Origin of the sequence: Sphingobacterium chuzhouense, assembly GCF_014692525.1 — a bacterium.
Taxonomy (GTDB): domain Bacteria; phylum Bacteroidota; class Bacteroidia; order Sphingobacteriales; family Sphingobacteriaceae; genus Sphingobacterium; species Sphingobacterium chuzhouense.
In genome coordinates this window covers 126,377-145,657 of record NZ_JACNYL010000001.1, presented here as the reverse complement: position 1 = coordinate 145,657, position 19,281 = coordinate 126,377, and the positions used below count along the sequence as shown (strand labels likewise).

At 42.2% G+C, this 19,281-nt stretch carries 19 protein-coding genes; 8 read left to right on the top strand and 11 right to left on the bottom strand.

Annotated features, from left to right (window positions below):
• Positions 1 to 50: 50 nt before the first annotated feature.
• The 4 genes from H8B21_RS00625 to H8B21_RS00610 form a co-directional block, all read right to left on the bottom strand.
• Entirely contained in the window at positions 51 to 1,433 is a 1,383-nt protein-coding gene (locus H8B21_RS00625; protein ID WP_190312898.1) for a nucleoside permease, read from the bottom strand.
• Positions 1,405 to 2,037: a bifunctional nuclease family protein gene (locus tag H8B21_RS00620; RefSeq protein WP_190311867.1), complete on the bottom strand. Its 633-nt coding sequence runs from the start codon at positions 2,035 to 2,037 to the stop codon at positions 1,405 to 1,407. Before H8B21_RS00620 ends, H8B21_RS00625 begins: the two co-directional genes overlap by 29 nt.
• Positions 2,038 to 2,159: 122 nt before the next feature.
• Entirely contained in the window at positions 2,160 to 3,134 is a 975-nt protein-coding gene (locus tag H8B21_RS00615; protein WP_190311866.1) for an electron transfer flavoprotein subunit alpha/FixB family protein, read from the bottom strand.
• 21 nt (positions 3,135 to 3,155) lie between these two features.
• Complete coding sequence (locus H8B21_RS00610; protein WP_190311865.1) at positions 3,156 to 3,893, bottom strand: electron transfer flavoprotein subunit beta/FixA family protein; 738 nt, start codon at positions 3,891 to 3,893, stop codon at positions 3,156 to 3,158.
• Between the two features lie 150 nt (positions 3,894 to 4,043).
• On the opposite strand from H8B21_RS00610, the gene H8B21_RS00605 reads away from it, so the two are divergent.
• Positions 4,044 to 4,382, top strand: coding sequence for a tetratricopeptide repeat protein (locus H8B21_RS00605; RefSeq protein ID WP_190311864.1), 339 nt, complete (start codon positions 4,044 to 4,046; stop codon positions 4,380 to 4,382).
• 70 nt (positions 4,383 to 4,452) lie between these two features.
• On the top strand, positions 4,453 to 4,866 hold the full coding sequence (locus tag H8B21_RS00600; protein WP_190311863.1) for a copper resistance protein NlpE: 414 nt from the start codon (positions 4,453 to 4,455) through the stop codon (positions 4,864 to 4,866).
• On the opposite strand, the gene H8B21_RS00595 is transcribed toward H8B21_RS00600, so the two are convergent.
• The 4 genes from H8B21_RS00595 to rsmI all read right to left on the bottom strand — a co-directional run bounded on the left by H8B21_RS00595 (position 4,854) and on the right by rsmI (position 9,204).
• Positions 4,854 to 6,014, bottom strand: coding sequence for a cysteine desulfurase family protein (locus H8B21_RS00595; protein WP_190311862.1), 1,161 nt, complete (start codon positions 6,012 to 6,014; stop codon positions 4,854 to 4,856). The genes H8B21_RS00600 and H8B21_RS00595 overlap by 13 nt on opposite strands.
• Before the next feature lie 179 nt (positions 6,015 to 6,193).
• Positions 6,194 to 7,810, bottom strand: coding sequence for an apolipoprotein N-acyltransferase (gene lnt, locus H8B21_RS00590; protein WP_190311861.1), 1,617 nt, complete (start codon positions 7,808 to 7,810; stop codon positions 6,194 to 6,196).
• A 3-nt stretch (positions 7,811 to 7,813) separates the two neighbouring features.
• A complete protein-coding gene (locus H8B21_RS00585; RefSeq protein ID WP_190311860.1) occupies positions 7,814 to 8,479 on the bottom strand; it encodes a PH domain-containing protein in 666 nt (221 codons plus the stop codon).
• Between the two features lie 59 nt (positions 8,480 to 8,538).
• Positions 8,539 to 9,204 (bottom strand): 16S rRNA (cytidine(1402)-2'-O)-methyltransferase, encoded by a 666-nt coding sequence (rsmI, locus tag H8B21_RS00580; protein WP_190311859.1) that lies wholly within the window; start codon positions 9,202 to 9,204, stop codon positions 8,539 to 8,541.
• Positions 9,205 to 9,732: 528 nt separating this feature from the next.
• On the opposite strand from rsmI, the gene serS reads away from it, so the two are divergent.
• Both serS and H8B21_RS00570 read left to right on the top strand, forming a co-directional pair.
• Complete coding sequence (serS, locus tag H8B21_RS00575) at positions 9,733 to 11,004, top strand: serine--tRNA ligase (protein WP_190311858.1); 1,272 nt, start codon at positions 9,733 to 9,735, stop codon at positions 11,002 to 11,004.
• 654 nt (positions 11,005 to 11,658) lie between these two features.
• Positions 11,659 to 12,288, top strand: coding sequence for a fibronectin type III domain-containing protein (locus H8B21_RS00570; RefSeq protein WP_190311857.1), 630 nt, complete (start codon positions 11,659 to 11,661; stop codon positions 12,286 to 12,288).
• Between the two features lie 6 nt (positions 12,289 to 12,294).
• On the opposite strand, the gene H8B21_RS00565 is transcribed toward H8B21_RS00570, so the two are convergent.
• The 3 genes from H8B21_RS00565 to H8B21_RS00555 form a co-directional block, all read right to left on the bottom strand.
• Entirely contained in the window at positions 12,295 to 13,002 is a 708-nt protein-coding gene (locus H8B21_RS00565; protein WP_190311856.1) for a class I SAM-dependent methyltransferase, read from the bottom strand.
• On the bottom strand, positions 13,002 to 14,174 hold the full coding sequence (pncB, locus tag H8B21_RS00560) for a nicotinate phosphoribosyltransferase (protein WP_190311855.1): 1,173 nt from the start codon (positions 14,172 to 14,174) through the stop codon (positions 13,002 to 13,004). Before pncB ends, H8B21_RS00565 begins: the two co-directional genes overlap by 1 nt.
• 125 nt (positions 14,175 to 14,299) lie before the next feature.
• Complete coding sequence (locus H8B21_RS00555) at positions 14,300 to 15,691, bottom strand: DUF6600 domain-containing protein (protein ID WP_190311854.1); 1,392 nt, start codon at positions 15,689 to 15,691, stop codon at positions 14,300 to 14,302.
• 194 nt (positions 15,692 to 15,885) lie between these two features.
• On the opposite strand from H8B21_RS00555, the gene H8B21_RS00550 reads away from it, so the two are divergent.
• The 4 genes from H8B21_RS00550 to H8B21_RS00535 are packed head-to-tail and all read left to right on the top strand — an operon-like array spanning position 15,886 to position 19,117.
• Positions 15,886 to 16,644: an MlaE family ABC transporter permease gene (locus H8B21_RS00550; protein WP_190311853.1), complete on the top strand. Its 759-nt coding sequence runs from the start codon at positions 15,886 to 15,888 to the stop codon at positions 16,642 to 16,644.
• Between the two features lie 5 nt (positions 16,645 to 16,649).
• The gene (locus tag H8B21_RS00545; protein ID WP_190311852.1) at positions 16,650 to 17,423 is read left to right on the top strand and encodes an ABC transporter ATP-binding protein; all 774 of its coding nucleotides are present in this window, start codon (positions 16,650 to 16,652) and stop codon (positions 17,421 to 17,423) included.
• 6 nt (positions 17,424 to 17,429) lie between these two features.
• Positions 17,430 to 18,419 carry an MlaD family protein gene (locus H8B21_RS00540; RefSeq protein ID WP_190311851.1) on the top strand — a complete coding sequence of 330 codons (990 nt, stop codon included), beginning with the start codon at positions 17,430 to 17,432 and terminating at the stop codon, positions 18,417 to 18,419.
• Positions 18,420 to 18,427: 8 nt separating this feature from the next.
• A complete protein-coding gene (locus tag H8B21_RS00535) occupies positions 18,428 to 19,117 on the top strand; it encodes an RluA family pseudouridine synthase (protein WP_190311850.1) in 690 nt (229 codons plus the stop codon).
• Positions 19,118 to 19,281: the final 164 nt, after the last annotated feature.

Genomic DNA, 19,281 nt, shown 5'->3' with positions numbered 1-19,281 from the left:
TATAGGTAAAATGCGAGGGAAAAACGAAGTTTTAGGCGGTTTTTACCTGTTTAAGCGGTGTTTCTGTCGTGTTTATGTTTAAATAAAAAGCTAAATAAAATGGCGATTATAAGTGTATAACCAGCAAAAGCCAGCCATATTCCTCGCCAATCCTTTAACAAAACATGTTCACTGAGCAGGCCATCAGGCAATACCGATATCCCTCGGGAATGTATAAATTGAAGCAGTGAGCTATTCATCGTTTCGGTTTGTAGATAAGTTGACAGCTTTTCCAAGGAGGAAAATTCCAGCGTGAAATAATGGTCTATTACCCAACCGGAGATCAGGCTTCCCAATATGGCTCCAAAGCCGTTGGTCATCATCATAAAAAGGCCCTGTGCAGCACTGCGTATGGACGCTGTGGTAGATTTTTCGACAAATAAAGATCCGGATATATTGAAGAAATCAAATGCCATTCCATATACAATGCAAGAAAGGATGATCATCCATAAACCCGTTTGTGGGTCGCCAAATGCGAATAATCCAAATCGAGCCACCCACGCCCACATTGCGATGAGCATCACCTTTTTGATACCAAACCTTTTCAAGAAAAATGGGATAGCTAAAATAAAGAGTGTTTCCGAAATCTGTGAAATGGACATGATGAGTGTAGAGTACTTAATGGCGAAAGAATCGGCGTACTTTGGGTAAAACTTGAATTCATCCAGAAATACGTCGCCGTAAGCATTGGTTAGTTGTAATGCCCCTCCCAGAAACATACAGAAGATAAAAAAAACAGCCATCTTGTAGTCTGCAAACAACTTAAATGAATCTAGCCCGAGTGTTTTTGTCCACGATTGCTTTTCTTGATGTCGCCTGTTTTTTGGTGGACATTTAGGAAGCGTCAGCGCATACAGCCCTAAACCCATTGCAGCAATTCCGGCGATATAAAACTGATATGCTGTCGCTTTATTACCTGTTAGATTGACTACCCACATGGCGGTAATAAAACCGATCGTGCCCCATACCCGTATAGGCGGAAAAACCTTGACCACATCATATTCCTTCGCTACCAGTGTCGTGTAGGAAATAGAATTTGATAACGCCAGTGTAGGCATATAGAAACCCATAGCCAACAGCATAATATAAAAAAATGTCTGTGGATTATCTACCTGTGGCAGATAAAAGAGGGTTACGGCATATAGCAAATGTAGAATGCTGTATAATTTTTCTGCATTTATCCATCGGTCAGCAATGATGCCCATAAGTGTTGGCATAAAGATCGCTGCAATGCCCATCGTGGAAAAAATCGCGCCAAATTGTGTGCCATCCCATTGTTTTGTACCGAACCAATAGTTGGCGATGGTAATGAGCCAAGCACCCCAAACAAAAAATTGAAAGAAGCTTACGACAGTTAACCGTAATTTAATCCTTTTTTCTCCTGTCGATTTCATCACGTATTTTAGCCGCCGTCTCGTATTGCTCCGCTTCGATTGCTTTTTTGAGATTTATCTCCAGTTGATCGTCGCTCATATTAAAATAAGGTGATTTGGGCGCGTGCTCTTTTTCCGCGGGTGTGGAAGTTGCACTCGTCATGGTGTTTTCTTTTGGGAGACCTTCCAGGTTTTCCAGAAAAGCAAAATCATTACTTTCAATAACGATACCCGCTGCATCCATAATAAAATCATATACGTATATCGGTGCACCAAAACGTACCGCTAACGCAACCGCATCGGAAGTGCGGGAGTCGATATCGAAAGTTTTGTCGCCATTAGAGCAGACCAGTTTTGCGAAGAAGATACCATCTATCAAATTGTAGATCAGCACTTCCTGGATATTGATTTGGAAATTGTCGGCAAAAGTCTTGAAGAGATCGTGAGTCAATGGACGGCTGGGTTGCATTTTTTCAATTTCTACCGCAATGGCCTGCGCCTCAAAACCTCCAATGATAATGGGCAACCGACGATTACCTCCCATCTCGCCCAAAACCAGTGCATAAGCACCAGATTGTGTTTGACTGTACGATAACCCCACTATATCTAATTTGATTTTCTTCATCCTTAATGCCTAAACTATATTACAAATATGTAAATATTCGGGACAAAATAAAAACCATCGTAATTAAAAAATGGCCAGATTATATTACAACCCGACCATTTTACTTTGTTTCAATTGTTTGTTTAGTGATTCTTATATGCTTTGAAGGCATCAATGAGTTTAGGGACGATATCAAAAGCATCCCCTACGATGCCATAATCGGCGACTTTAAAGAATGGCGCTTCAGGATCGTTGTTGATCACGACAATGGTTTTCGAAGAACTTACACCGGCAAGATGCTGGATCGCTCCGGAGATGCCAATAGCAATATATAGGTTTGGGCTTACCGCCAATCCCGTTTGTCCTACGTGTTCCTCATGTGGGCGCCAACCCGCATCCGATACTGGTTTGGAGCAAGCTGTAGCAGCACCCAATACGTTAGCCAATTCCTCTATGATTCCCCAGTTTTCGGGGCCTTTTAATCCGCGTCCGGCAGACACGACAATATTCGCTTCGGGTAATGGTATTTTGTCTGTCGCCTGCACAATATCTTTAACAACCGTAGATAAATCTGCAGCGGCAACTTGTGGTTGGAAAGTTTCGATTTCGACTGTCGTAGGTGCTTCCACCGCCTCAATGGTATTCGGTGTCAAAGCGATCACTTTGACAGGAGCAGTGAGCTCTTGTGTTGCGATGGCCTTGCCCGAGAAAGCAGATTTTTTTATTTCCCAAGCGTCTCCCTTGATGATAGGTAATATAATCGCCCCGTCAGCAAGTGCTGCGTCCAATTTGGCAGCAATGCGTGGAGCTAGTCCTTTTCCGCTGAAGGAATTAGATAGTATGATGGTCGTTGCCTGTATACTTTTTGCCACTTCCGCGATAACCGCAGCATACGCCTGATTGACGAATTGGTGTAGCTGTTCGGTATTCACCTCTATCACTTTGTTTACACCGTAGCGACCGATATTTTCTAAGGATGCGGCATCTACTTTTCCGATACTGAGTGCAGTGACAGGCTGACCGGTAGCGTCTCCAATAGCTTTCGCGTAGGACACCGCCTCATATCCGGATTTTTTAAATGCTCCCGCTATATTTTCGATATATACTAAAATTGCCATAATAAGCGCTTTAATGAAGATTTATATAACTTTTGCCTCGCTGTGTAACAACTCAACCAGTTGGGTGACGTTGTCTTTGTCAACAAGTTTAACGTTACCCCGCGGAGGCGGTGTGTCAAAATGGGTAATATGGGATAATGCCGGCACATCAACGGCTGCGATAACTTCGAGCGGTTTTGAACGAGCACTCATAATCCCACGCATATTCGGTATTTTGGGTTCTGCCACGCCCTCTGCTGTTCCGACAACGGCCGGTAGCGGAATTTGTACCACTTCTTTACCGCCCTCTATTTCCCGTTCTACTGTAGCGCTTGTGCCGTCGATATCTAGCTTTTTAGCAATGGAGATGGATGGTATACCTAAGAGTTCGGCGATATACCCCTGTACCAAGCTACCATTATAATCTATAGATTCACGCCCGGTCAAGATAAGGTCAAAGCCCTGTGTCTTGGCGTAAGAAGCGATTTGGTTGGCTACAAACCAAGCATCACGTGGACGGGCATCTATGCGGATAGCATTATCTGCACCGATCGCCAAGGCCTTTCTAATAGTGGGGTCCGCGGATGCTTCGCCTACATGGATTACCGTTATCGCGCCTTGGCCATTGCCGGCAAGTTCAACAGCCTTGGCCAGAGCAATTTCATCATACGGATTAATGATATATTGAATGCCAGCGGTATTGAATGCTGTGTTATTATCCGTAAAAGTGATTTTGGATGTCGTGTCGGGCACGTTGCTTATACATACAAGTATCTTCATGGGAGTATATTTTTTTAGCCTTCACACAAACCTATCAATTTCAAAAACCAAAAACAAGAAACGATGTTTGATAAGCCGTCAGCAAATTGTCATTTTTCTATGCATGCATAGTATTTTTATTGATGTACTTTTCCTATTTTTGTCTTTACCATGAGTAATAGACTAGAAGAATTACAGGAGTTTTTAAAAGAAAGCCCGAATGACCCTTTTTTAAAATACGCTATAACGATGGAGTATAAAAAAACAGGCGATAACGAAAACGCGTTTGCTGGTTTTCAAGATTTGCAGACAAACCATCCGGACTACATTGGAACATATTATCATTTCGCTAAATTTATGGAAGAGCAGGGGAGGAAAGAGGAAGCGTTGGATGTATACAGAGTGGGAATGGAGGTAGCACAGCGACTACGGAATCGTCATGCCTATGGAGAACTGTTAAGCGCCTATAATTTGGCCATGGGGATAGAGGAAGATGAATGGGACGATTAAAAACGTTAAATAAAACGTAACGAAGGCTTTGTGGTACTTTTTTTGTTGTCAATAACAAAAATCTGGAGTGATGCGTTTCGTGATATATATAAATGGATTATTGTTAGGACTCTTTGTCGTCGTTGGTTGTGTAAATACTCGAACAAATGCAAGTATCGAAAATAATAAGTTTGGTAAAGTAACCGAAGGGCGCTTGGTGGGAACATACAGAGGCAATCTCCCATGTACGGATTGTGATGCCATAGCGACTTCTTTAACGTTAGCGAACGACAAAGCATACACGCTGGAGTATACCTATGTAGGCAAAAGTGTAGAACCCTTTTCCAAAACGGGCACATGGGAATTAAGAGACGGAGAACTTAATTTGGAGGGGTTAGACTACAAATATAAAGTAGAACCCGACCAATTAAGACAATTAGATTTGTCAGGAAAAGAGATTCGGGGTGAATTGGCGGAGCGCTATATACTCCATTATGCTAATTGATGCCCCTTACTTTGCCCTTGTTCTACACAAATATCTTTCAGCTTTTTCACCACAAAATCAATTTCTTCCTTTGTATTGTATTTGCTAAAGGAAAAACGGACAGCAGGTTTGTCTGGGTCGCTATCCAATGCTTGAAGTACATGGCTACCCAACTGAGAACCGGAACTGCATGCACTTCCTCCCGAGGCAGAGATACCGGCAATATCCAGACTAAACAGTAACATGTCCGCAATTTCTGTGCAAGGAAGTGATACATTTAAAACGGTGTATAGTGAATCCTCGGCATTTATATTTCCATTAAATGTAACCTGAGGGATGTTCTTTTGCAGTTCCGAACGCATATAATCTTTTAACCCTTGAATATAATTCCTATGAGTCTCCATATTTTGATAGCACAATTCCAATGCTTTGGCTAGTCCCACGATGCCGTAGACATTCTCTGTCCCTCCACGCATGTTACGTTCTTGAGCACCTCCATAGATGAGCGGACGGATTTTGTTTTTTCCGTTGATGTAGATAAAACCTACTCCTTTTGGGCCATGGAATTTATGAGCAGCACCTGTAAGGAAATCAATATGTAATGTGGAGAGGTCGTGCTCGTAATGGCCCATGGTCTGCACGGTATCGGAATGGAAGACCGCGTTAAATTCCTGGCATATTTCAGAAACTTTATAAATGTCGGTTAATGTACCGATTTCATTGTTAGCATGCATCAGCGATACGAAGGTACGCGGATTTTGAGATAACAGGTCTCGTAAATAATCAAAATCGACATTGCCACGTTCATCAACTGTGACAAAATCCAATTGTATAATGTTCCTTTTTGCTAAATCTTCCAATGTATGCAAAACGGCGTGATGTTCCAAAGGGGAAGTAATAGCATGTGTAATCCCTAAATCGGTGATTGATCTCACAATAGCCATGTTATCTGCTTCGGTACCGCCGGAGGTAAAGAATATTTCGGACGGAGAAGCTTTTAATAAACTGGCTACGGTTTTTCTAGCCTTTTCAATGATGGTTCTTGCTTGACGACCGTGTGCATGGATAGAAGAAGGGTTTCCAAAATGCTCCTGCATGGTTTCTGTCATGACCTTTATCACTTCCGGATCTAATGGAGTCGTAGCGGCATTATCAAAATATACTTGCATGCAGCAAAAGTAAGTATTATGTGTACTTTTTTTAGAAAAAAGTACGTAAAAAATCGTCGCTTCAGATATTTGAGACAGTGGATAATGCTAAGAAAGGATTTGTACAGACCTCAAATATCTGGATGCGACCTTCAAGGTCAAGGAAGGGATAATACAATTGTATAATACCTCCGCTATTATTATACCCTTCTTCGGTTTCTAAAAAGCATAAATACGCTAAGCAAGCTGCCGACTAATGCCAGATACAGCACCAAATCACCATTTCTGGTGTAAAAAGTCAATTCCTCGTTCAAGTTAATTTCTTGTGTTAAGGCGTCCGGTGTCCACCAAGATGTTTTTTGAACAATATCTCCGCGTTGGTTAATAAAGCCTGAAATACCGGTATTGGCCGAGCGGGCTACCCAACGTCGGTTTTCTATTGCCCGTAGTTTGGCATAGAGTAGGTGCTGGTCTTTTCCCGAGGTATTGCCCCACCATCCGTCGTTGGTTACGATGGCAATAAACTGTGCACCTTCCCGGATATATTTAGCAACATAATCACCCCATATGGATTCATAGCAAATAACCGGGGCAGCTCCAATACCGCTTTGCGAATAGAACACCGAAGGTTCTTCCTGACTACCATATCCTCCCGTAGATCCGCCAAAATGTGCGAAAAGCGGTTTCATGAAACTAAGTGATTCTCCGAACGGAAGCTGTTCCACGCCGGGAACTAACTTGGATTTGTGATAGAATTGAAGTTTACTCGATTGGTCGATCAACACCGCGGCGTTAAAAGGATCGCGGAAAGTACCATTCCCAAAATCTCTGGCAGTGGTGGTTTTCGGATAGTTGTAAATTTGGTAGCTTTCGATACCCGATAGCACGTTGCCATTTTTGTATTTATCAAGGAAATGAATAACACGTTCGTAAGCTGGATAGCTCCTAAACTGTTCTTCATCAATACCCCATCCCTCTGCCGAAATTGCTGTTTCCGGCCATAAGAAAAACTCAGTGTTCGGTTTGGCAACGCGCTCCGATAGTTCCAATAGGGTGGATAGCTGCTCCGCCGGATGAATAAAACCAAATTTTCCATAAGGGTCGATATTCGGCTGAACCACGACAACCTCTGATGGATTAATGTGCTCGGTATAAGCATTATATTTTATAACAGAAATGGTTGCTGGCACGACTAAAGCAACCGTAATAGCAATAGCTAGCTTCTTCGTGTTATAGGCTTCTATCTTTTCGCGTTTCTGCCAAATCAAAAGAAACAATAATAGGTTGATGCCCCAAATCCATACGGTACCACCAAAAACACCGGTAACGCTATACCACTGGATAAGTTGATGGAAATTAGAAAAACCATTTCCTAATGTCATCCAAGGGAAAGCTAAATCCCACCATTGGTGAAGAAACTCGTATCCAACCCAAAAAGAAACCAACCCAATAAAACTGTAGCCTATAGCTGTTTTTTTACGCAACTGATAGTAAACGCGAAAAACAAGAGCCATCAATAGGGGAGCCAGTCCAAAAGGAATGAGGGAGATGAGCATTGCTACATACGACGGTAAATAGGCGCTCATCGCATTATATACCCAATAGATGGAAGCGGTATTCCACACGAACCCCGTAAGAAAACTCAACCAGAAAATCTTTTTGCCTTTGCGGGTATAATTCCCCCTGATCACCTTTTCAATAGCAATCAGCAAAGGTACGAAACCAACAAACAACAACGGACTGCTGTAGGGGATCGGTGGCCAAGCTAACCATAAGATAACGGCGCTTAACAGCGCTAAAAGGTAATTTTGTCGCACGAATTAGAGTTGTGATAAGAGTTCTGTCTTTTTGTTTTCGTATTCAGATTGTGTGATCAATTGCCGATCATAAAGTGTTTTAAGTTTCTTTAGTTTTTGTGTAAGCTCATCATCTTCTACAGCGGATATGTGGGATTGTTTTATTACTATTTCCTCGTCCTTATTTTCTTCCGTGATCGACGGTGTAGCTGGCTCATCAACGACAGGTTGTACGGGTAATGTGAAATGCTCGGTCGGTTTTTGCTCGAGAACAACCGGAGTAGACTCTTCGCTTTTATTGCCTGATGGATTTTCCAATGCCGTTTTGATCAGTTGATACAATTTGCGCGCCTGCACCTTTGGAATATAATCGATGGTCAAGTTCTCCCCTGTAAAAGGTATGACCGTTACCTTCGATCCGAAAATTTCCTCTTTGAAAGCGATGTCTTTAATATCGTTCCATGAAAAAATTTCAAAGTTGGTCGCTAGTCCCAGTTTCGTGAATTCGCAAAGGAAAATACGCTTGTTGCTGATGGTGATGCTATCGGGTAATAACGTCACCGCGGGTTTCTTTTGCAGGGAGATATATTGTATATACTCACCGGCTGTTAGCATATCGACTATCTTCGTATGGATTCTTTCCACCACTTTGGCGTCCTGTCCATCTTGAATAAATTTATCTACACTCATGTTTTTATTTTTTTAGTAGTCAGTAGTCAGTAAATCTATAATTAACTAACTTTTACTCGTCACTCCTTCCCACCTACACAAAATACAAATTCTCCTTTAATAGGATGCTGTTCAAAGTGTAATTTTAGCGTTGCAAGTGTTCCTCTAATCGTTTCCTCGTACAATTTACTAAGTTCCCGCGAAATAGAAGCTTCTCGATCTTCACCAAAATAGGTAATAAACTCTTCTATAGTTTTGAGGATGCGGTGGGGTGATTCATAAAAAATCATCGTGCGCTTCTCCTCGCTAAGTTGTTTTAAGCGTGTTTGGCGTCCTTTTTTAACCGGGAGAAATCCCTCAAAACAGAATCTGTCATTGGGTAAACCGGAGTTGACCAATGCAGGTACAAAAGCAGTGGCACCGGGCAAGCATTGCACTTCCAACCCCTCTTTAATCGCCTCTCTTACCAATAGAAAACCCGGGTCGGAGATCGCAGGTGTTCCGGCATCGGAGATTAACGCTATATGTTGTCCTTCCTTCAGAAACCGGATAATCTCGGCTACCGCCTTATGCTCGTTATGCTGATGGTGCGCAAATACTTTCTTTTCAATACCAAAATGTTTGAGAAGTGGAGCACTCGTGCGGGTGTCCTCTGCCAATATTAAATCAACCTCTTTCAAAATACGTATAGCCCGAAAGGTCATATCTTCCAGATTACCAATAGGCGTAGGTACTAGATATAGCATGACCAAAGGTAAGAAATAGTTGTGAGTGATAAGTTATAAAAAAATATCCCCCTCGGGGTGAGGGGGATTAATCTTCAAAATCGATGAAGTCGTCGCCATCATACGCGAACTCCTGTAAGTCCGGGTAGACGTCTTGTTCGAAAATTTCTAAATCTTTTAACATGTTTATTATATTTTAATCATACTACAAACTTAGTGTTGCTATGTGAACTAATAATGATGCATACATCAAATAATTGTTAATATGATTGATATTGGCTCTAAATTATATAATGTTTTTAATGATTTAAAATTTTTTATGAAAAAATGATATTAAAATGTCTTTTTTATTGTAATGTTGATTGGAATAGTGTATTTCGATTACACTTCTTATGTCTCCTCAATTAAATAATTTTTTAATGGCTGAGGAGAACCGAGCTTGCGAGCTCACCGAAGGTAATTAGAACAAATTCATTTTATATGCGACTATTAAATTGCACATAAAAATGAATTTATCTAAGTTTGTCCATCTAAATTACTTATTCATTTATGTTACAGATAAATTATATCCGTGAAAACAGGGATGCAGTGATCGAACGATTAGCTGTCAAGAATTTTAAAGATGTGGAATTGGTAGATGAAGTCATCCAATTGGACGAATCGCGTCGCAAAATTCAGAACGAATCGGATGCAATAGCTGCGGAGGCCAATACTGCTGCCAAGCAGATTGGAGACTTGATGCGCCAGGGAAAGAAAGAAGAAGCCGAAGCGGTGAAGTCAAAGTCGTCCGGATATAAAGAACAAGTAAAAGAGCTAACAGAAAAGCTGGCGGAAGTTGAACAAACGTTGCAGGACAAAATTGTGCAATTGCCCAATTTGCCACATACGTCCGTCCCAATGGGTGTTGCTGCTGAAGATAATGAGGTGGTTTTGGAACACGGTGTAGTACCCACATTAGCGGACGGAGCGCTGTCGCACTGGGAATTGTTGAGCAAATATGATATCGTGGATTTGGAATTGGGCGTAAAAGTGACGGGAGCGGGATTTCCGGTTTACAAAGGAAAAGGTGCTCGTTTGCAGCGTGCACTTATTAATTTCTTTTTAGACCAGGCGGTTGAGGCTGGCTATAATGAAGTTCAAGTACCAATTCTCGTAAATGAAGATTCTGCTTTTGCAACGGGGCAACTACCGGATAAAGAAGGGCAGATGTACCATGTTGGTGGTGACGATTTTTATTTGATTCCGACAGCTGAAGTTCCTGTAACGAACTTATATCGTGATACGATTGTGAAAGAAGAGCAGTTTCCCATTAAACACTGTGCATACACCCCTTGTTTTCGTCGCGAAGCAGGTTCGTATGGCGCGCATGTGCGTGGTTTGAATAGATTGCACCAGTTCGATAAAGTGGAAACCGTACAGATTGTCCATCCGGATAAGTCTTACGAAGTATTGGAGGAGATGAGTACCTATATCCAGGGATTGTTGCAGCTATTGGAATTGCCGTATCGCGTATTGCGCTTGTGTGGGGGGGATATGAGCTTTACTTCCGCACTGACGTATGATATGGAGGTGTTCAGTGCCGCCCAACAACGTTGGTTGGAAGTCTCCTCGGTATCGAACTTTGAAACGTATCAATCCAATCGGTTAAAGGTGCGCTTCAAGAATGAAAATGGCAAAATGCAATTAGCCCATACCTTAAATGGTTCGGCATTGGCGCTGCCGAGAATCGTAGCGTCTATCCTGGAAAATAACCAAACCGAAAAAGGTATACGTATCCCTGCCGTTTTGGTTCCGTATACCGGTTTTGAGTGGATTAATTGATTTTTTGTTAATTTTTGCTACGTAACATGGATACAAAAACAAATGAATCTGTAACAAACTCATTTGTATTTATGATATATGCCGTATAATTCTTGAGTAAGACAGTTAGGTTTTTGTCGAACATAGAAGGATTTTTAACAAACCCATATAAGTTTTTAAGGAACGCATAGCGATTTGACATAAACTCCTATGGAAAATATAGAAAATGCATTGTCTTTGCGTCGAAGTCTTTCGAATTGTTGTGGAACACCATTGGATGTATGCTATCCCTATTATTCTTTATGTTAAAGAATACTGTGTTTAAGGTTAATTTGTGTTTCGTTAAACGCATGTTACGTAGCATGAGTAAGTTGACGGAGTTCTTTTTAACAAAGTTGTTCGCCTTTGCTTCATCTTCGTTTACATTTGGTTTATAGATGTTTGTTTTAGGCTCGGAGACGATCGTCTTTGCTTTATCTTGGTCTGCGTTTGGCTTATAATCGTTTGTCTTTAGCTTTAAGCCGCTTAACTTTACTTCACCTTCACATGCGTTTGGTTTATATTTATTCGTTATCGAAACGAAGTCAGGTAACTTTGTTTCATTGTAAAATCTCTCCGTAATTCTTATCTTTGGGTGAAGCGCTAATCTTATTTACAAATCTTGTTCATGCTCCTATGAAGTATATACGTGCAAAAGCTAATTTTTTCCGTTACGCAGATGACAAACTGGTCGTGACCGCTTCCTGGATCATTCAGCGTATGAAAGAATCGGATATTTTTGTCGATCCGACACCGCCTATACACGAAATAGAGGAAGCATATGCAGAATATTATCAAAAAGCAGTAGAGTCAAAGGGAGGTAGCCGTTTAGTGAAAGCACAAAAGCGGGAAAGTAAGAAAAAACTCAGTGACTTACTCCAAGCGTTGGTATTCTATGTAAACGTAGTAAGTGATGGTAATCTGGCGAAACTATATAGTTCCGGGTTTCCTGTATTGGCAGGGAAGAGCAAGGGACAGCCGCCCGATACACCAGCATCGCCTTATTTGCAGGATGGGAGGAGGAGCGGAGAGGTGGCGTTTGGTTTCCAGCCTGTTGGACGGGATATGTTTTATGATTATTGTTTTGCTACAGAAGTAGATGATAATAATATTCCTATCTGGGGAGAAGAACAAACGACGTCACGCTCTTTTAAAGCCTATCAAGATGGTTTTAAGCCAGGGAAATATACCTATTTCCGAGTTCGTGCGAGAAATAAACATGGTTGTAGCCCTTGGACACCCGCCGTCATGTTTATGGTGCGGTAGCTAATGTTATTCTCCACGCCTCGGCTCCATCCTCACCAGATATTGATCATTGTCATCTTCAAAAAGAATCTGTACCACCCAACCTTCTTCGTGTGCAATTTTAATCAACTCCTGTTGATCGATATACAGCCAATGAAAAGGCTTCCCAAGGTTCCCTTTATATTCATATTGAAAACGGATCTCACCTAAGTAATGTTCTGGTTTGGGGATACGGTATTCGTCGTATAGATAGGAAATGTCTGATGAATCAAAGAGCAGTTGCCCTCTCTCAGATAACAGCATTTTGCTGTGGCGGAGTAGTTTCCGTAGCCCCGCAATAGTGCCGGCAAGACCAATCCCGTTCATAAGGAAGAGAAGCGTATCATAATTTCCCGTCTCCAAAGCAAAAAAATCCTCTCGGATGATGTGCTGCACCCCGCGTTGCTTCATGATGCTACAGGCGGATTCCGATATTTCCAGTGCATCCACTTGAAATCCCTTATTTTGTAGATACAGTGCATGGCTGCCTACACCGGCTCCCACATCCAATATATAGCCGTCGCAAAGCGCAAGGGCTATATGTTCCAATTCGGGAAAATCCTCTGGATCTCTATAGAAGACCTCCACCGGCATCTCTTCTATATCGCCATAGCTGCTGTGCAGCAATAAGGTGTCTTTCAAGTCGCCAAGTATGTGAAAATCATACAAAGCTTCTCCATATACATCGCGCTCCATTAATTTTCTATTTTCAATATTTGTTTAGCAATGGCAATTTCTTCTGGGCTTCCGGTATGTTTGCCCGGTTCATCGGAAAGTTTAATGACCGCTGTCCAATTACCGTCTTCAGGTTTGGCCTCTACCATCTTCAACACAATATTCATGCGCGGCAAGCCTACATCGTTCGTGAAATCCGTTCCAATACCGAAAGAATGACCGATTTTCCCCTCGCAAAAACCGACGATATTTTCGACTTTGTTGTAATCGAGTCCGTCGGAGAAAATGATGGTCTTAGACTGGGGATCTATTCCCTGTTTTTTATAATGTTCAATGGTCATCTCCGCAAAGATAATGGGATCACCACTGTCATGGCGCACTCCATCGAACAGTTTGGACAATTTCTTATCGAATTGCTTGAAAAACGCTTCGGTCGTATACGTGTCTGAAAGCGCGATACCTAAGTCTCCTCGATACACATCCGACCAGTGTTCAAGTCCGAGCAGATTCGCCATCTTGTACCCATATTTAGCGGCATGAAACATAAACCATTCATGGGCATGGGTGCCAATGGGCGTTGTCTCGTATTTCATGGCAAAGTGTACGTTGGATGTACCGATAAAGGTTTCGGATGGGTGACTCTTAAGTGAACGGATGACCAGATCGTGTACTTCATATGAATGGCGACGTCTGGTACCGAAATCGGCAATGGTGATGTTCAATTTGTCGTATTTCTCCATCTTATCTTCTACCACTTGGCAAACCTCATTGTTGGGAATACGTGGTTCGCCACTTACTTCATAATATAATTCGCAGATTAACGACATGATCGGTACTTCCCAAAGAATGGTACGGTACCAATAACCGGCAATGGTAACTGATAGTTCCCCGCCGGTTTGCGTCACATGGACTTCCTCAGGATCATAACGATAACCTTGCAGGAAATCCAGGTAAGTGGGGTCGATATAAGGACATTTGGCACGTAGAAATTCTTTTTCCGCTTTGGTAAGCTTCAGGCTGGCCATATCGTTTATAGCATCTTTCAGTAGTTTGTCAAAACCAGCCGGAAAGCTGTGTTTCCCCCTATTGATAAACTGATATCTAGCCTGCGCTTTGGGAAACAATTTGCTGGCAGCAAATTGCATGGTAAACTTGTAGAAGTCGTTATCGAGAATGGAGGAAAGTGTTGCCATGTCAAGCCTTTTATGTAAAATTAGGTGAAGTTAAGGAATTAATTAATTACATAAAAAGAAGTCCCAACTTTGCATTTGCAAAATTGGGGCTATCATTGCTTCAATATAAAATAGATAGAAAATTTTTATCGGCTTCCTCGTGTAGAAGAAGAGCGGCTGTTACTACTGCTTCTGCTGCTTGACGTCGCTGATCCGCGCGAAGAAGAATTGCTACTACGTTGTACGCTGGATCTGTTCGAACGGTTTACACTGTTCGAAGAGCTGCTACGCGAACGGTTAACCTGTGCCGGTGAACTGCTTCGTTGACTCGTCTGATACACATTACCCGAAGGTGCGCTCTGACGAGCTGGGCTGCTGTTGCGCGAAGGAGCCTGTGTACGGCTAGGTGTCGACCGTTGTACACTACCGCGATTTTGTTGTGGTTGTGTTGTCGTGCTGCGGTTTACCTCACTACGTTGTTGGGAGCGGCTGGTAGATTGCTGCGTCCGCGGTTGTGTAGCATTCTGGTTCCGCTGTGTTGAACTGCGGTTAACATTTGTCCGTTGTTCGTTAGAACGTGTTTGACGTTGGGTCGTTGTACTACCTTCGCGATTGCTGGAAGTAGAACGAGTGCCCGAATTCGATGCCGTGTTGCTACGTGTAGCGCGATTTTCTGTCGTACGTTGACTATTACGGTTAGGATTATTTCCAATATAGCGCTCTGTTCTGCCATTATTCGAACGGGTAGTCGTTGCACGTGTATTTCGGTTTGACTCCGTTGAACGTACTGCATTTTGGTTACTACGGGAACTGGTAGCTCTATCCGGACGGTAAATCGACACCGAACGACGGTCTACATGAGAGCGTCCTGGGCGTTCTGTTGTACGGATATTCCGAACTGCTACGCGACGTCCTATATTACGCTCTATATCACGACGAGCAGGGCCACCATAGTAACGATTATTGTTCACGATATACGTATTGTTGATAATCGTCGTGCGGTTATAAATAGCACGTTGACCATATGACCAATGACGGTGGATATACGGGTCGTAAATACGACGTGCGGGAAGAAATACCCATAAGTTAAGTGGCACACCAACAGAAACGGTTACGCCTACCGATGGCGCCATAGGAGCCCATCCGTAATATCCGCCACCACTTCTCCAGTCTACCCAAGCAGGTCCCCATTCATAACCTGGAATCCATCCCCAACCACGATAGTTGGTATACACCCAACGTCCGTAATGGAACGGGGCCCATCCCCAGTCATAGTTCGATACCCATGTATTGCCATATTCCGTCATTGTCCAATAACCGTTTGTACCATACGGACGAAAATTATTTTCTACATTTGGAAACCAAATATCACCATAACTAGCATCACGATCCCAATGGCCATAAGGAGATAATTCGTCGTAAAATAAATCAAATGAAACCGAACCCTGAGGTTGAGCAGACACCTGTTTATTTGAAAAGACACTAAACACAAATGCAATTAGTGCGATAAGTAGTGTGGGAGTTTTTATGCTTCTCATGATCTTCATCTTTTGTAGTGAAACCTTCTGCTTTCTTTATTGTTGTATTATTATGACTGCATAGTATTGTTAAGGTTTAATTTTATATATGACTGTGATAGACGATGGTCTTCCATCCGGCGGCATACGGCATATTGAATTCAGCTTCTTACTAAAAATAAAAGTTTGTACATTTGTCGGATGATTTTTTCGGAATGGGACGCAAAATAGAAAAACTACTTATCGAATTCGCCAGAATCCATCGTTTTATGATGAGTTTCCTGCGGGAAGCAGTATCTCCTCCTTATGAATTTAAAGAGATTGTCCGGCAGTGTTACGAGATTGGGTGGAAATCGTTCCCATTGATTAGTTTGACGGGATTTATCGTAGGCTTTGTCTTTACCAAACAATCGCGACCTTCTCTCGAAGACTTTGGGGCTACTTCCTGGCTTCCGAACTTAATATCCATTGCTATCGTCCGGGCATTAGCCCCTTTAGTTACGGCATTGATTGCTTCGGGCAAGGTAGGTTCCCAGATTGGGGCAGAGTTGAGTTCGATGAATGTGACTGAGCAGATTGATGCAATGGAAGTGTCAGGCACAAATCCTACGAAATTCTTGATATCCAGCCGTATCATTGCCACGACGACGATGATCCCAGTGCTATGTTTTTATGTAGCAGGCATTGGTTTATTGGGGGGATATTTGAGTATCGCTACCAAAGATGATTTAAGTATTTTAGCCTTTTTTACCCAAGTTTTCGAATCTATTGCAGCCAAAGATGTTTTCGCCATGGTATTACGGGCGGTAGTCTTTGGATTCACCATTGGATTCGCAAGTACCTATGTAGGGTATTATTCTTCCAAAGGAACAGAAGGTGTCGGTAAGGCAGCCAATGCTGCTGTGGTATCGTCCATGTTCCTCGTGTTTATTGAAGAACTGCTTATCGTTCAATTACTTTCCTTGATTGGCTAAAAAGTATGGAAAAGAAGAAAGTAAATATCAATCATGATGACGTGGTTATCCACGTAGATAACGTCAGTAAATCGTTTGGTGACTTACATGTATTGCGTGATGTTAATCTCCAATTATTTAACGGCGAAAACTTAGTTGTTTTAGGACGCTCCGGTACAGGTAAATCTGTATTGATTAAGCTGATATCGGGTTTGTTAAAACCAGATAAAGGTGATATTCATGTGTTGGGAGAAATTGTTAACCAGTTAGACGAACGGGAATTGCGTGCTTTGCGCCAACGTATTGGTTTTTCTTTTCAGAATAGTGCGCTATACGATAGTATGACCGTACGGGAGAATCTGGAATTTCCGCTGGTCAGAAACAAGCGTAATTTGACAAGGGCGGAAATTGATAAAGAGGTAGAAGAAGTATTGGAAGGTGTAGGATTGTCGCAAGCGATTAACCAGATGCCTTCGGAATTGTCCGGCGGACAACGCAAGCGTATCGGGATTGCCCGTACGTTGATATTGCGCCCGGATATTATGTTGTATGATGAGCCTACTGCCGGCCTTGATCCATTGACTTGTCTAGATATAAATTCATTAATAAATCAAGTGCAGGAACAATATCGAACTTCATCCATTATTATTACACATGATTTGTCGTGCGCGAAGATGGTAGGCGATAGAATGGTGATGCTATTGGATGGTAAATTTGAAAGACAGGGAACGTTCGAGGAGATTTTTAATACGGATGATGAGCGTGTGAAACCCTTTTATGATTATAATTTTATTGATTAAAGATATATGAGTACAAACGAAAGGAAGCGTTCGCTTACAGTTGGATTATTCGTCCTGATTGGCTTAATTATTTTGGTAGCGGGTATTCTGGTATTGGGTACGCAACAGAATAAATTCAGTAAGAATCTGGTCGTGACGACCTATTTCCATGACGTGAAAGGATTGAAAGTGGGAAATAATGTCTGGTTTTCGGGCGTTAAGGTGGGGATTGTCAAGGAAATAAAATTCCAAAGTATCAACGATGTGAAAGTTGTTATGCACATCGAGGAGAAATCTAGCCAGTTTATTCGGGAGGATGTTGTCGCAAAACTAGGTTCCGACGGATTGATTGGAAATGCTATCGTTAACTTGGTGGGCGGATCGGATCAGGTTCCGCCGATACAAGACGGAGATGTCATTAAATCTGTAGGTGGCACGGATACCGATGCTATGTTTGCAACATTACAGACAAATAACGAGAATCTGGTCGAAATAACGAAGAACTTTGCCGTTCTTTCCAAACAAATGGTGGAAGGAAAGGGTACGGTAGGTGCGTTAATGACCGATTCTACCATTGCACTTTCCCTAAAAAGTACCGTCCAGGGGCTAGATAGAGTAATGGGTGATGTCAACAAAGCTTCTGCTAACTTGGTTGTTTTGATGAACAAATTAAACAGTAATCAAGGCTTAATCCATGAGCTGACAACCGATACAGTCGTTTTTGCGAGTTTACGGGAGTCCGCAACACAACTACAAGGTGTAACAGAAACAGCATCGACGCTGATGGAAAATCTGAACGCGACTTCAGCACGTTTAAACGATAAAGATAATGCCCTCGGTGTATTGACCAATGATCCGAATGCTGCCGAGGAAATCCGGCAAATATTGCGGAACTTGAATATGAGCACCGAGAAGCTTGACGACAATATGAAGGCGTTGCAGAGCAATTTCTTATTTAGAGGCTATTTCCGGAAACAACAGAAAGAACAGGAAAAGGCGGATAAAGATTCTTTATAGTTATTCGGATGAACATCACGGATAAAGATGTGATCTACGAAGACAATCACTATATAGCGATCAATAAGAGAGCTGGTGATATTGTACAGGTAGATGATACGGGAGATAGATCATTGGAAGATATGGTCAATACTTATCTTACCAATAAATACCAAAAACCAAACGGTGCGTTTGTAGGAGTCATCCATCGATTAGATAGGCCGGTGAGTGGGATGATTCTTTTTGCAAAAACGAGCAAAGGTCTGGATCGGATGAACCGTTTGTTCCACGACCGAAAAGTATCGAAGACTTATTTAGCCGTCGTGCGTAACCGTCCGCCAAAAGATACAGATACATTGAAAAATTGGCTCCTACGGGACCGCAAGAAAATGATCACTAAAGCCTACGACCGAGAAATAAAGGGAGGGAGCTTTGCGCAATTGGATTACGAGGTTCTGGGCGTTCTTGATGGCTATTATCTGTTAAAGGTAACGCCAATAACGGGGCGTACACACCAGATTCGTGCCCAATTGGCGTATATGGGGTGTCCTATTGTAGGAGATAACAAATATGGATACCCACGGGGAAGCCTTCGCCGTACAATTTGCTTGCATTCCCGTTCGCTGGAATTCGTCCACCCCATAAGGGATGAAAAGCTAAAACTCACTGCAAAACTACCTGTAGACGGCTTTTGGGAGCGGTTTAATAGTTTGTTGTAATTCCTACTCCCCTCCTTCGATATTCTATCCCATCAAACCCTATTGAAACCTGCATAAATCGCATAAACAAAATATATAAATAATTTATGCAAGCTTCATTCGATTAAAAAAACAGATTTAATCGAATGAAAAATAGTACTACAATTAAGAACAAATGTAATAGA

Coding starts and splice junctions, on each gene's coding strand:
- H8B21_RS00625 (WP_190312898.1), bottom strand. CDS start 1,433: ATGAAATCGACAGGAGAAAAAAGGATTAAATTACGGTTAACTGTCGTA.
- H8B21_RS00620 (WP_190311867.1), bottom strand. CDS start 2,037: ATGAAGAAAATCAAATTAGATATAGTGGGGTTATCGTACAGTCAAACA.
- H8B21_RS00615 (WP_190311866.1), bottom strand. CDS start 3,134: ATGGCAATTTTAGTATATATCGAAAATATAGCGGGAGCATTTAAAAAA.
- H8B21_RS00610 (WP_190311865.1), bottom strand. CDS start 3,893: ATGAAGATACTTGTATGTATAAGCAACGTGCCCGACACGACATCCAAA.
- H8B21_RS00605 (WP_190311864.1), top strand. CDS start 4,044: ATGAGTAATAGACTAGAAGAATTACAGGAGTTTTTAAAAGAAAGCCCG.
- H8B21_RS00600 (WP_190311863.1), top strand. CDS start 4,453: ATGCGTTTCGTGATATATATAAATGGATTATTGTTAGGACTCTTTGTC.
- H8B21_RS00595 (WP_190311862.1), bottom strand. CDS start 6,014: ATGCAAGTATATTTTGATAATGCCGCTACGACTCCATTAGATCCGGAA.
- H8B21_RS00585 (WP_190311860.1), bottom strand. CDS start 8,479: ATGAGTGTAGATAAATTTATTCAAGATGGACAGGACGCCAAAGTGGTG.
- rsmI (WP_190311859.1), bottom strand. CDS start 9,204: ATGCTATATCTAGTACCTACGCCTATTGGTAATCTGGAAGATATGACC.
- serS (WP_190311858.1), top strand. CDS start 9,733: ATGTTACAGATAAATTATATCCGTGAAAACAGGGATGCAGTGATCGAA.
- H8B21_RS00570 (WP_190311857.1), top strand. CDS start 11,659: ATGAAGTATATACGTGCAAAAGCTAATTTTTTCCGTTACGCAGATGAC.
- H8B21_RS00565 (WP_190311856.1), bottom strand. CDS start 13,002: ATGGAGCGCGATGTATATGGAGAAGCTTTGTATGATTTTCACATACTT.
- pncB (WP_190311855.1), bottom strand. CDS start 14,174: ATGGCAACACTTTCCTCCATTCTCGATAACGACTTCTACAAGTTTACC.
- H8B21_RS00555 (WP_190311854.1), bottom strand. CDS start 15,691: ATGAGAAGCATAAAAACTCCCACACTACTTATCGCACTAATTGCATTT.
- H8B21_RS00550 (WP_190311853.1), top strand. CDS start 15,886: ATGGGACGCAAAATAGAAAAACTACTTATCGAATTCGCCAGAATCCAT.
- H8B21_RS00545 (WP_190311852.1), top strand. CDS start 16,650: ATGGAAAAGAAGAAAGTAAATATCAATCATGATGACGTGGTTATCCAC.
- H8B21_RS00540 (WP_190311851.1), top strand. CDS start 17,430: ATGAGTACAAACGAAAGGAAGCGTTCGCTTACAGTTGGATTATTCGTC.
- H8B21_RS00535 (WP_190311850.1), top strand. CDS start 18,428: ATGAACATCACGGATAAAGATGTGATCTACGAAGACAATCACTATATA.